Source organism: Sporacetigenium sp. TC11 (assembly GCF_058146105.1).
Window position 1 is genome coordinate 1 of record NZ_JBYVNY010000006.1, and the last position, 12,164, is coordinate 12,164.

14 protein-coding genes are annotated in these 12,164 nt (G+C 27.6%); 9 read left to right on the forward strand and 5 right to left on the reverse strand.

Features of this window, described 5'->3' with window-relative positions; all coding sequences use genetic code 11:
• Positions 1-4 precede the first annotated feature (4 nt).
• Positions 5-91, forward strand: a complete 87-nt coding sequence (locus ACUSRV_RS09885) for a hypothetical protein (protein WP_490141992.1) — start codon at positions 5-7, stop codon at positions 89-91.
• Positions 92-150: 59 nt separating this feature from the next.
• Here ACUSRV_RS09885 and ACUSRV_RS09890 read toward each other — a convergent pair whose 3' ends face one another.
• From ACUSRV_RS09890 to ACUSRV_RS09905, 4 genes are all read right to left on the reverse strand, one after another.
• Complete coding sequence (locus ACUSRV_RS09890; RefSeq protein ID WP_490141786.1) at positions 151-2,055, reverse strand: FtsX-like permease family protein; 1,905 nt, start codon at positions 2,053-2,055, stop codon at positions 151-153.
• Positions 2,045-2,800 carry an ABC transporter ATP-binding protein gene (locus tag ACUSRV_RS09895; RefSeq protein ID WP_490141787.1) on the reverse strand — a complete coding sequence of 252 codons (756 nt, stop codon included), beginning with the start codon at positions 2,798-2,800 and terminating at the stop codon, positions 2,045-2,047. The genes ACUSRV_RS09890 and ACUSRV_RS09895 overlap by 11 nt, the downstream gene beginning before the upstream one ends.
• A 109-nt stretch (positions 2,801-2,909) precedes the next feature.
• Entirely contained in the window at positions 2,910-3,884 is a 975-nt protein-coding gene (locus ACUSRV_RS09900) for a sensor histidine kinase (protein ID WP_490141788.1), read from the reverse strand.
• An 8-nt stretch (positions 3,885-3,892) separates the two neighbouring features.
• The gene (locus tag ACUSRV_RS09905; protein ID WP_490141789.1) at positions 3,893-4,582 is read right to left on the reverse strand and encodes a response regulator; all 690 of its coding nucleotides are present in this window, start codon (positions 4,580-4,582) and stop codon (positions 3,893-3,895) included.
• A gap of 175 nt (positions 4,583-4,757) precedes the next feature.
• Here ACUSRV_RS09905 and ACUSRV_RS09910 point away from each other — a divergent pair, with 175 nt between their 5' ends.
• From ACUSRV_RS09910 to ACUSRV_RS09920, 3 genes are all read left to right on the forward strand, one after another.
• Positions 4,758-5,753: an NADH:flavin oxidoreductase gene (locus tag ACUSRV_RS09910; RefSeq protein WP_490141790.1), complete on the forward strand. Its 996-nt coding sequence runs from the start codon at positions 4,758-4,760 to the stop codon at positions 5,751-5,753.
• 145 nt (positions 5,754-5,898) lie between these two features.
• Positions 5,899-6,594, forward strand: coding sequence for a cyclic nucleotide-binding domain-containing protein (locus ACUSRV_RS09915; protein ID WP_490141791.1), 696 nt, complete (start codon positions 5,899-5,901; stop codon positions 6,592-6,594).
• Between the two features lie 54 nt (positions 6,595-6,648).
• Positions 6,649-6,888, forward strand: coding sequence for a DUF2164 family protein (locus tag ACUSRV_RS09920; RefSeq protein WP_490141792.1), 240 nt, complete (start codon positions 6,649-6,651; stop codon positions 6,886-6,888).
• Positions 6,889-6,907: 19 nt separating this feature from the next.
• Here the strand turns inward: ACUSRV_RS09920 and ACUSRV_RS09925 are convergent, their stop codons facing one another.
• Positions 6,908-7,564, reverse strand: a complete 657-nt coding sequence (locus ACUSRV_RS09925) for a DUF1751 domain-containing protein (RefSeq protein ID WP_490141793.1) — start codon at positions 7,562-7,564, stop codon at positions 6,908-6,910.
• A gap of 259 nt (positions 7,565-7,823) precedes the next feature.
• Between ACUSRV_RS09925 and rocF (ACUSRV_RS09930) the strand changes: the two genes are divergently transcribed.
• The 5 genes from rocF (ACUSRV_RS09930) (at position 7,824) to ACUSRV_RS09950 (ending at position 12,116) form a co-directional block, all read left to right on the forward strand.
• On the forward strand, positions 7,824-8,720 hold the full coding sequence (gene rocF, locus ACUSRV_RS09930) for an arginase (RefSeq protein WP_490141794.1): 897 nt from the start codon (positions 7,824-7,826) through the stop codon (positions 8,718-8,720).
• Between the two features lie 145 nt (positions 8,721-8,865).
• Positions 8,866-9,768, forward strand: a complete 903-nt coding sequence (gene rocF / locus ACUSRV_RS09935) for an arginase (RefSeq protein ID WP_490141795.1) — start codon at positions 8,866-8,868, stop codon at positions 9,766-9,768.
• Positions 9,769-9,873: 105 nt separating this feature from the next.
• Entirely contained in the window at positions 9,874-10,695 is an 822-nt protein-coding gene (locus tag ACUSRV_RS09940) for a MerR family DNA-binding transcriptional regulator (protein WP_490141796.1), read from the forward strand.
• A 108-nt stretch (positions 10,696-10,803) separates the two neighbouring features.
• The gene (locus ACUSRV_RS09945; RefSeq protein ID WP_490141797.1) at positions 10,804-11,376 is read left to right on the forward strand and encodes an aminotransferase class III-fold pyridoxal phosphate-dependent enzyme; all 573 of its coding nucleotides are present in this window, start codon (positions 10,804-10,806) and stop codon (positions 11,374-11,376) included.
• Entirely contained in the window at positions 11,307-12,116 is an 810-nt protein-coding gene (locus ACUSRV_RS09950; protein WP_490141993.1) for an aminotransferase class III-fold pyridoxal phosphate-dependent enzyme, read from the forward strand. The genes ACUSRV_RS09945 and ACUSRV_RS09950 overlap by 70 nt, the downstream gene beginning before the upstream one ends.
• Positions 12,117-12,164 lie beyond the last annotated feature (48 nt).

Here is a 12,164-nt window from a genome sequence, read left to right on the forward strand (position 1 = left end):
ATATATTCATTTTTATAACAATTTTAGATTTCAAAAGAAACTTAAAAACATGGCTCCAATTGAGTATAGAAGCCATGTTGATGTTGCATAGGGGTTACGTGTGTCTATTTTTAGGGTATCACTTCAAAAAGTGAGGTAGGGGTATTATTATTATATTAAATTTTGTTTGATTTCCATAAGATATTTGGTTCTTATAATTAAGAAATAAACAACTTGCACTAATAAAAAGCTACCCATGACTAAGAAAGCAGAACCTGTTACTTTTATATTGTAGGCATTAGGTAATGAGCTAAGTGCAAAGGAAGAATGTATAACTGCAACTATATAAGGAAGTAAAAATAAAATTCCAATTTCAATAGTTATTATTTTTTTAATTTCCTTATAAGACAATCCTAATTTACTCATATCTCTATATTTCTTTTTATCTTCAATTACGTCAGTATAAATCTTGTTATATATAAAACTTCCTGTAGTAAAGAAGAAAATAAGTCCTATAAATGTAGCTGCAAATAAATATAATCCCACTGCTTTTTTAGATGTGTCAATTTCTGATGCATATGAAAACATTAAATGTTCATCAGATTCAAAGCCAAATTTTTCATCAAAAGAATTGCCTATACCAAGGGTTTTGTCCTGATTATCCATATAATAAGCAGCAAACATTTCTTTGTTATAGCCAGGGCTCATTTTATCAAATTCTTTATTGTCTAGTTCTATAGTAGATCTAGCATTTACCTTGTCAAATTCCTTATCGTCAAGTACAGCTACATATGCAAATGATTCAGGTAATAAAGCTTTATTTGAAACTTCTTTTACTTTATATGATTTATTTATTTTTAATGAATCTTTTATAGTACCTTCTGAGAATATTAATGTTTCATTATTATTTAAGTCAACTTTATTTAAACTTTGTGCAGAAGCTAATTTGTTATAATTGCTTTCACTGATTAACCCTAAATCCAAATAATCTCCGTCGCTATTTACATATGCCTTTAATTCTCCTGTAACTTTATCGTATTTAAAATTCTTATCATTAAGTTCTTTTTCAAGAAAATCTGTATGTTCATTACTAGATTTTAAATCACTAAATGTGGCATAAAAAAATGTTTGAGGATAATACTTAGAAACTAAATCTTCTGTTTGTTTCCAATAAGCATAAAATGCGCCAATAGATGAAAAAGATACTGCTGATGTTATCGCTATTATAAAGAACATACGTGAATTATCTTTTATTTTATAAAATAAATTTGATATCCAAATTAAATTAAGTCCTTTTCTATAAAAGTTCTTGTTATTTTTTAATAGTTTTATAGAAAATACACTAAATTGAGAAAATAAAAAGTAAGTAGCTATAACAACCATTGCAGTAACTGGAAGCATAATATTAGCTAGATTATCTATAGTAGCTGTTGATGATAGATAATATCCTACTACTAAAAGAACTATAGATAGCAATGAAAGAACTAATGATAACTTTGGTTCCTTCTTAGGACTTCTAGTTCCTTTTAGTAATTTTAATACTTCAGTTTCTTTTACTATAAAGGATGTAAATCCTGATATAATAATACCTAATAACAAGAAAGAAAATAAAGTCAAAACTATAGACTCACTAGGGAAATAAAATTTTAATAAATCTAAATCTAATAGTTTTGAAACAATAGTCAAAAGAAACTTCGAAAAAACTAAACCGAAAATAAGTCCCAATAGCACTGATATTGCACTTATTATTATGTTTTCTATTAAAATCAATTTATTTAGCTGTTTTTTGGATATTCCAAGCATAAATAGTGTACCAAATTCATTGTATCTACTTTTTAGAAATACACTAGCTGAATAAAAAACAAAGAATATTAAAAACACGTAAGCTATGATTTCTACTGCAAGAAAACCAGTTGACACATTTATAGAAGATATACCTCCATTTAAGTCAGGATGAAAAATAAACATAGAAAATGAGAAAAACAACGCTGCAGATATACTCATACTTAAAAAATACGCTAAATATGATTTTATATTTCTCATAACATTGTTAAGGGCGAATTGTCTAAAATTCATTTGTATCACCACCTAACAAGGATAAAACATCTATAATTTCTTGGTAAAATACTCGTCTACTTTCTCCTTTGTGGATTTCATTAAATATCTTGCCATCTTTTATAAACAGTATACGAGAGCAATAACTAGCAGCTAAGGGGTCGTGTGTAACCATCATAGTAGTCACATTATTTTCTTTGTTTATATACTCAAACAACTCCATAACATTCTTTGCTGCCTTTGAATCTAAATTACCTGTTGGCTCATCTGCAAGTAGAATAGATGGCTCATGGATAATAGCTCTAGCTATAGCTGCCCTTTGAGCTTGGCCACCTGAGACTTCAAAAGTTCTTTTGTTCAATAAACTTTGTATATCTAGTATTTTTGCAACTTCATTTAGTTTATTATCTTGTTCTTTTAAAGAATAGTTATCAAGTGTAAGTGGTAATAATATATTTTCGCCTATTGTAAGAGTATGCAATAAATTAAAATCTTGAAATACAAATCCAAGCTCTTTTCTTCTAAACGAAGAAAGGTTGTCTTTTTTTATCTTTAAAATATTTTTGTTATTTATAAAAACATCTCCAGATGTTGGTTTATCTATTGTAGAAACCATATTTAAAAGGGTAGTTTTACCACTCCCTGAAGGTCCCATTATTCCAACAAACTCACCAGCTTCAATACTGAAACTTATACTTTTTAATACATTAAATACAACTTTATCTCCATAAACCTTACTTAAATTATTGACTTTTAACATTTCCATCATGTCATCTCCTTACATTATTTTTTCTATGAGTTTATTTTATAATGTAACTGAAATATCAACTATCTATTAACATTTCATTTATATTACATCTTTGTAAGGTTATTGACTAAAATATTATTCTAACTTTAGTTCCTTTATCTACAACAGATTCAATCTCAACTTTGTGTTCTAGATTATCACATACTTTTTTTACTATGTACAATCCAATACCAGTTGATTCTCCAAATTTTCTCCCGTTTTCTCCTGTAAAAAATGGATCAAAAACTCTTTTTATATCTTTTTGTGGGATTCCAATGCCCATATCTTCAACCTCTAAAACAACTTTATTATTTATTAATTTTGAAGATACTATTAGCTTTGTGCTATATCCTTTAGAATATTTAACTCCATTTATTATTAATTGTTGAATTACGAAGTTTATCCATTTTGAATCACTATAAACTATTAAATTGGGATCTATATCTACTTGTGGAAATACTTTGTTTTTTATGAAAAATCTTTTTTCGCTATTTACAATTTCTAGAACAACTTTATTTAGGTTCACTTTTTCAACGTGAAAATCCTTTTGAAATGAATCTAACCTAGCAAAATACAAGGCCATATTAAGTCCTCTATTTAGCTTTTCAACTTCTTCTTTTATATTTTTTGATAATTCATCTGAATGATTATTTTGAATATGAAGTTGTATAACAGCTAGGGGAGTTTTCATTTGATGAATCCATAAATTTATAAACATCATGTGTTCTTCTTGAACTTTATTGTACTGTTGTATGTTTTTTTCATATAAGTTATATTGATTTCTAAGTATATTTTCAAGACCCTTGGATAGTGGAGAATTTCCTAAGTCTTTAACTGAATGATTTATATCATCTATTTCACTAGATAAAATATTATAAAACTTATTATTTCTAAAATAACGATAAACTAAGAAGCAAATTAATATAAATAAATTAAAAATTAAAATGTACAAAATATCGGATGTATCTAAAGTATTAATAATAAAACAGTAAAAAATAGTTAGTAAATTGCCTATTAAATATGTAATGACAAAGGGAATATTATCTTTTAAAAAAATTTTCATATTATCACCTATACTTTAGTTAACTTATATCCAAGACTTCTAACAGTTTCAATAATATATTCATTTGTTAGTTCTTGAAGTTTTTTTCTAAGTCTAGTTACATTTACATTTAATGTGTTTTCTTCAACGAATGATATGTCATCCCATAGTTTTTCTAATAAATAGTCCCTTGATACTGCCTTTTGGTAATTACTAATTAAACATTCTAAAAGGATTCCTTCTTTTTTTGTAAGTACAATTGTTTTTTCATTAAATGTTACCTCTAGTCTTTCTGGAAAAAATTTAAGTTTATCTAGTTCAACTATTCTTTCATCAGAGGAAGATGAATACTCACCATAAGACCTTCTTATATGACTTTTTATCTTAGCCATTACCACTTCATAGTAAAAAGGCTTTGTAATATAATCATCAGCTCCATTTTCAAGTGCCATTACCTGATCCATTTGATTTTCCCTAGCTGATATAAATATAATAGGTAAGTTTGATTCTTGTCTTATTTTTCTACACCAATAGTACCCATCAAACTTTGGAAGGTTTATATCTAATAGTACTAAATGAGGTTTGAAAGTATTAAACTCATCCATTACATTTTCAAAATCATCTATTATTTTACAATCAAAATTATATTTTTGAATGTGTTCTTTAAGTAAATTACTAATAGAAGTATCATCTTCTACAATCAAAATTTTATAATCCATTTTATCACTCCTAAAAAATCTATTATTTAAGTATATTATAGGTTCATTTTAAATATAGGATACTTTAATGTCAAATTAATATGAAATATAACTAAATAGAAAGTATATAATAATAAGTGGTTGAGGGCTATAATATAAGGGAATAATTTTTAGAGAAAGAAAAGGAGGCTTTTTTATGTATAATTTACTTAAACCAATAAAAGCAGGCAATTTAGAACTCAATAATAGACTAGTTATGCCCCCGATGGCAACTGCAAAATCTCAAGGTAATGGAAAAGTTAGCGACGAGATTTTAAATTATTATAAGGAAAAATCCGAAGGTGGATACATAGGTCTTATTATAATTGAACACAGTTTTATAATGAAACAAGGAAAGGCAAGTAAAGGCCAACTTTCTGTTGCTGATGATAGTACAATAGAAGGATTAAGAAAGTTAGCTCATGTTATTCAACAAAATGGATCTAAAGCCATTATGCAGCTAAATCATGCTGGAAGTGCAGCTGAAGAAGAGGTTATAGGAAGCATTCCAGTTGGACCATCAGCAGTTGTTAATCCTCGTAAAGGAGAACAAACTCCACATGAACTTACAACTGAGGAAATTGATGATATTATAGTAGCTTTTGCACATGCAGCACATCGTTGTAAGGAAGCTGGTTTTGATGGAGTAGAAATACATTCTGCACATGGTTATCTTCTTAATCAATTCTTTTCTCCACTAAGTAATAAAAGAATTGATGAGTATGGTAGAAGTGTACATAATCGTATTAACATGCACCTTAAAGTTATTAAAGCAGTGAAAAATGCAGTAGATGATGATTTCCCTGTGCTTTTAAGATTAGGTGCTTCTGATTATATGGACGGTGGAATTACTATTGAAGATAGTTTATTTGCAGCGAAAGAGTTTGAAAAAGCTGGTATAGATATTCTCGATATTTCTGGTGGTTTCTGTGGGTATGCAGGAAATAGTTCTAAAGAGCAAGGATATTTTTCACCGCTCACAGAAGCTATTAAGAAGGTAGTTTCTATTCCGGTAATTCTAACTGGTGGAATTACAGATGCAAAAGCTGCAGAAGAGTTACTATCTAGTAATAAGGCAGACCTTATTGGGGTAGGAAGGACAATTTTAAAAGATTCAAACTGGGCAAAAAATGCCATAGAAAGCCTTAGATAATTATAGAGAGTATAGATTAATTTGTATTTAAACAAATAATTCTATACTCTTTTTGTGATTTATAATAACTAGTGTGTTATGACATTTGTCATAGTAACCTATAATATAGTAAAATAAGTTTATATAAGTTATATGGAGGTAATTTGTGATAAAGGTTAATGACAATGAAAAATTAAATTACTACATATCTAAATACAATTTAGATGAAATATTTAGTATAGATATGAAGCAGCATATGGAACTTGTAATGTTCAATAAAAATGAATATATTTGTAGATCAGATGAAAAAATAGAGTATTTATTTTTCTTAGTTGATGGAAAGGCAAAGGTCTATACATTATTAAGCAACGGAAAATCTCTATTACTTTGTTTTTATAAACCTATTAAAGTAATTGGAGATGTTGAGTTTATTGAAATTGATGTAGCAGATACAAATATTCAAGTTATAGAAAATACTTATTGTGTAGCTATTTCATTTGAAAAGATTAGGAAGTATTGTCTTGATGATCCAAAGTTTTTAAGATATATGACTATAAGGTTAGGGCAAAAGCTTACAAAACTTTCAAAATACAGTTCTATAAACTTACTATATCCACTAGAAAATAGGTTAGCAAGCTATTTATTGGCTACTGCATCTCCTAGTCATAGTGAAGATAATAGTGATTTGACTAATGATTGTAACTTAACTGAGGTATCAGAACTATTAGGGACAAGCTATAGACATTTGCTTAGGACTTTAAATAAGTTATGTGATAGGGGAGCAATAAAAAAGAATAAGGATTTTTATGATATTATAGACATGAAATTATTAGAAGAACTTGCAGGTGATTTATATGAGTAGCTGCAAATTATTATATTTATAATAAACTATAAAATAATTTAATGGAGGTGTATTATGAAGAAAAAAGATAAATTTAAACTAACTAAAGAACAAAGAGAAGGAATGATTTCATCAATAAAAACCTATTTTAAAAACGAGAGAGAAGAAGAATTAGGTGATTTGGCTTCTAGTCTACTATTAGATTTTATAATAGAAGAATTAGCCGTAGAATTTTATAATAGAGGCGTACACGATTCATACCAATATATGAATGAAAGAATTGAAGATTTATTATCAATTCAAAAAATAAAATAGGGGAACCCTTGAGGTTCCCTCATTTTCTGTATTTTTTCATTTCTTTTCGGAAATTTCTTCTCGTTGCTCCATATCTTTTTTGATTTTTTATATAATCGATAAAATCATTTCCAAAGAAAATAAAGAAGTTAATTAATGACACTATTGTTGCTACTTTGACTCCCATACTTCCAAACAATAAACTGAAAATAAAATATGCCCAATTTAGATATGCAAGATATTTAATTTTAATTGGTATTAAGAAAAATAACAGTATTTCAACATGTGGAAATAAATATGCGAAGCCTAAGAATAGAGATAAATTCAAATAAACACTAGTTCCCATTCCTGTTATAAAAGCTGCAATAATTGTTCCTATCATTCCAAAGAGATAATACATATTAAATTTAAAAGCTCCCCATTCATTTTCTAATGTTGAACCTACCATATAATAAAAATACATTACAAAAGCAATTGTTATAATTGAGGCTGAAGGTGGGATTATAATAAAGGTTATTATTCTCCAAATTTGACCTTCCATAATTAAGCTTGGAACAAAAGCTAGATACTGATATATTGGTATATTTAAAATAGACTGAATCATATATGCAACCATAGTTGCACCTATAATGTAATACATAAGATTTGAAATTGCATAGCGTCCAAATTTTCTTTCAAGTTTGTTTAACCAATTCATATAAAAATCCTTTCTTAAAAAGTAATTTGTATAGATTGTAAAAATTATAACATATCATACCAAAAAACAAAATGAATCATTTTGGAGTGTTTTTACTTTATATATATATTAAATTAGGCATTATGTTGCTTATTTTATAAAAAATAAAAAAAAACGAAATTTTATATTGACTATGGAGTTACTCTAACCTTTACAATTTTATTAACGAAAAATTTTGAATTGTACATAAATCAGTAAAATTTAAGAGGGGGAGAAATTAATGGATATTAATATAATTGGAGTTCCAATTTTTTATGGAGCAGATAAAAGGGGACCGGAGTATGGACCTCAAAAGTTAAGAGAGAAGGATATCGCTAAAGTTTTAGCTCAACATAATCATAAGGTATTTGATTTTGGAAATGTTTTTGTGCCTGAAGTTAAAGACTGTGATAAATTTTGTTCTCATTCTAATATGAAATATCTTGAAGCTATAACTCAAGTTAATACCAATCTTGCTCATGTTGTATATTCATCCATAAGGTCAGGTAGTTTTCCATTAATAGTTGGAGGAGATCATTCAGTAGGACTTGGTAGTATATCTGGTATAAGTAAAGAGCATAAAAATGTTGCTGTTATATGGATGGACGCACATGGAGATATAAATACTCATGATACTAGTGGAAGTGGAAATATACATGGTATGCCTTTAGCTAAGGCAATGGGAATAGGACATGGTGATTTAACTAATCTCTATTTTGAAGGAAGAAAGGTAGACCCACAAAACGTATTTATAGTAGGTGCTAGGGATTTAGATGAAGGAGAAATTAATTTAATAAATAAAGAAAATCTTAATGTTTACTCATCTGAAGAAATTAATGAAAAGGGTATAGAAAATGTTACTAATGAAATTTTACAAAAACTTAAAGGTAGAAATATTGATGCAGTTCATTTAAGTTTTGATTTAGATTTCATAGATGCTAAATTTGTGCCAGGCACAGGAACTCCTGTGGACAGTGGAGTTAGTGTTGAAGATACGAAGGCTATTTTAAAAATGCTAGCACAGACAAAACTTGTAAAGTCTATGGATTTTGTTGAACTAAACACAGCATTAGATAAAGATGATATTACAGCTAATTTAGCAATAGATTTATTAGATTGGACATTTAAACATATGTAAATAAAAAATTCCGCACTATTTTATTATAAAAATAAGTGCGGTTTTTTTAATAGATTTTGTAAAAAATAAATAATAATTGAAACATTTTAATTTTGCATCCTACATAGACTCATAAAGCTAAAGCTTATATAAGGAGGAATATATTATGGATATTAATATAATTGGAGTTCCAATTTTTTATGGAGCAGATAGAAAAGGACCTGAACATGCACCCGAAAAGTTCAGAGAAAAGAATATTGCTAAGATTTTAGCTGAGCACAATCATAATGTATTTGATTTTGGAAATATTCATGTGCCTGAGGTTGAAGACTCTGATAAATTTTCTTCTCATTCTAATATGAAATACTTTGAAGCTATAGCAGAAGTTAATAAAAATATCGCTCATGCTGTTTATACATCTATAGAGGCAGGTAGTTTTCCATTAGTAGTTGGAGGAGACCATTCAGTAGGCCTTGGAAGTATATCTGGTATAAGTAAAGCATATGATAATTTTGCAGTTATATGGATGGATGCACATGGAGATATAAATACTCATGATACTAGTGGAAGTGGAAATGTACATGGTATGCCTTTAGCTAATGCTATGGGAATAGGACATCCTGAATTAACCAATCTTTACTTTGAGGGAAGAAAGGTAAATCCAGAAAATGTATTTATAGTGGGTGCTAGAGATTTAGATGAAGGAGAACTTGAATTAATAAATAAAGAAAACCTTAATGTTTATTCATCTGAAGAAATTAATGAAAAAGGTATAGAAAGAGTTTTAAATGATATATTACAAAAACTTAAAGATAAAAATATTGATGCAGTTCATTTAAGCTTTGATTTAGATTTTATAGACTATGAATTTGTACCAGGAACAGGTACTCCTGTACATAATGGTGTTAGTGTTGAAGATACAAAAGATATTTTAAAAACACTAGCTCAAACAAAACTTATAAAGTCTATGGACTTTGTTGAACTAAACACATTATTAGATAAAAATGATATTACAGCTGACTTAGCAATAGATTTATTGGACTTTACATTTAAAAACATGGAAGTTTAATAAAAGACCATCAAATAAAAATATATTTGATGGTCTTTTTAATTTTGTATTTGCTATAATAATACTCGTAGTAATTTAAATAAATGAAAGGGACAATATATAACTATGAAAGGCAAATTTTTAATTGGTGAATTATCAAAACTTTTTAATATAAGTACAGATACACTAAGATATTATGATAAAATTGATCTTCTAAAGCCTGACTACGAAAAGGAAAATGGATATAGATATTATGGGGTTAGAAAGTTTTTTCAGCTAAGTAGAATACTTTTTTTCAAGCAACTTGATATTTCATTAAAAGATATTAAAAAATACATGAACAATAAAAACACAAATAATTTGATAAACCTACTTAAAAAGAAAGAAGAAGAAATTGATACAAAAATAAATAATTTAATAAATCTAAAAAAGAAAATAAATAGCAAACTAGATCTTTTAGAAAGCGTAAAAGAAGATAATATTAATGTTATAAAAGTAAAAAGAATACCTGAAAGAATAGGAATTTTTTTAGATATTAATAATAATAAAGATGATTATGAAATTAAACAAACATTAAAGAAGAATGAAGAATACATGAAGATGAGTTCTTGGCTTAGTGAAGGACAAATATATACATCAGTGTTAAAAGAGAACATATTAAAGTCTGATTTTAGTAAGTTTAGATATTTTGTAGAGGTAGTATCTACGAAAAATATATCATGTGAAGATCTAGAATTAATTTCAGAAAATGATTATGCCTGTATTGTGTTTTCAGGTCCATATGAAGATATAGAGAATCACTATATAATACTTATTAAATGGATTGAGGAAAATGGATATACAATAATAGGAGAGTCTATTGAAAAAAACATAGTAGACTATGATTTCTCAGATTCTGAAGAAGAATATATTTCAGAAATACAAATTCCTATAAAAAAGCTATGGTAGTATTGGATTTATCCAAGAATATCATAGCTTTTTTGAATTAAATAATATGAAAAATGACAATATAAAAGTATTAAAACATTGAGATTATTATCTTCAAAGGAGCTTTATATGAATATAGACAAATCTATTAAATCAATAAAAAGAGATAGTTATGTTATTGCTGATGCATGTAGAGATGCATATTTTCCGCTAGTTGTACAAAGTGTGGATGGATCAACTATTAAAGATATAGATGGAAATTGTTATATTGATTTATTGTCAAGTGCAGCCACATTAAATTTAGGTGGTTCAAACTCAAAAATTAATAAAGCGATAATAAATCAAATAAATAAATTTGTGCATTATACTTCTTCTTATTCATACAATGAACCTATGATTGATTTAGCTGAAAAACTTGTTCATATTACACCTGGTAATTATAAAAAGAAAGTTTTATTTGGACTTTCAGGATCGGATGCTAATGATGCTGTTATAAAAGTTGCAAGAGCATATACCGGTAGAAGTAATATAATTGCATTTATTGGAGGATATCATGGAGTAACCTACGGAGCAGTAACTATGTCTGCATTAAATACAAATATGAAAAAAATATTAGACCTTTTTTACCCAATATTTATAGTTTTAATTATCCTAATTGCTATAGGTGTAATTTTGGTAAAGAAGAAGAGACTTGTAATATAGAATGCTTTGATGAAGTTAAGAATGCATTTAAGACATATTTACCTGCAGACGAAGTAGCTGCTGTAATAATTGAACCAATACAAGGAGATAGTGGGATTATTATACCACCTCAAAAATACATCGAGAATCTTTATGAATTATGTGCACAAAATGAAATTTTATTTATAAGTGAAGAGGTACAACAAGGTTTTGGCCGAACTGGTAAGTGGTTTGGAATTGATCACTTTGATATTATACCGGATGTAGTAGTTTTGGGAAAGGCTATTGCTTCAGGTATGCCACTCAGTGCAGTTATAGGAAAAAAAGAAATAATGGAATCACTTGAGCCAGCTTCGCACAAAATTACAATAGCTGCAAATCCTGTATGCTGTGCTGCAGCTATAGCTACTATTGATGTAATTTCTGAAGATGGTTTTTTAGACAATGTAATTCAAATGGGAAATTTTATTAAAGAATATTTTTATAAAATGAAAGATAAATACGAAATTATAGGAGATGTAAGGGGAATAGGTTTATCGATAGGAGTAGAGTTAATAAAAAATTCTAGCACAAAGGAAAAATATTCTAAAGCAGCTTCAAATATTTGCTATAGATGTTATGAAAAGGGTGTAGTAGTAACACCCATGAATGGGAATGTACTTAGAATTCAACCTCCATTAAATATTAAAAAAGAAGAAATACTTATAGCTTTAGAAGTTATAGAATCATCTATTGTTGATTATTTATCTAGTAATATATAAAAAGATACAAAATATATACTACAAAAGTAGAGGACACAAAATTGTCCT

What these genes read in the sequence shown, in the direction of transcription:
- ACUSRV_RS09890 (WP_490141786.1), bottom strand. Translation starts at nt 2,055, where the DNA reads ATGAATTTTAGACAATTCGCCCTTAACAATGTTATGAGAAATATAAAA.
- ACUSRV_RS09895 (WP_490141787.1), bottom strand. Translation starts at nt 2,800, where the DNA reads ATGGAAATGTTAAAAGTCAATAATTTAAGTAAGGTTTATGGAGATAAA.
- ACUSRV_RS09900 (WP_490141788.1), bottom strand. Translation starts at nt 3,884, where the DNA reads ATGAAAATTTTTTTAAAAGATAATATTCCCTTTGTCATTACATATTTA.
- ACUSRV_RS09905 (WP_490141789.1), bottom strand. Translation starts at nt 4,582, where the DNA reads ATGGATTATAAAATTTTGATTGTAGAAGATGATACTTCTATTAGTAAT.
- ACUSRV_RS09910 (WP_490141790.1), top strand. Translation starts at nt 4,758, where the DNA reads ATGTATAATTTACTTAAACCAATAAAAGCAGGCAATTTAGAACTCAAT.
- ACUSRV_RS09920 (WP_490141792.1), top strand. Translation starts at nt 6,649, where the DNA reads ATGAAGAAAAAAGATAAATTTAAACTAACTAAAGAACAAAGAGAAGGA.
- ACUSRV_RS09925 (WP_490141793.1), bottom strand. Translation starts at nt 7,564, where the DNA reads ATGAATTGGTTAAACAAACTTGAAAGAAAATTTGGACGCTATGCAATT.
- rocF (WP_490141794.1), top strand. Translation starts at nt 7,824, where the DNA reads ATGGATATTAATATAATTGGAGTTCCAATTTTTTATGGAGCAGATAAA.
- rocF (WP_490141795.1), top strand. Translation starts at nt 8,866, where the DNA reads ATGGATATTAATATAATTGGAGTTCCAATTTTTTATGGAGCAGATAGA.
- ACUSRV_RS09940 (WP_490141796.1), top strand. Translation starts at nt 9,874, where the DNA reads ATGAAAGGCAAATTTTTAATTGGTGAATTATCAAAACTTTTTAATATA.
- ACUSRV_RS09945 (WP_490141797.1), top strand. Translation starts at nt 10,804, where the DNA reads ATGAATATAGACAAATCTATTAAATCAATAAAAAGAGATAGTTATGTT.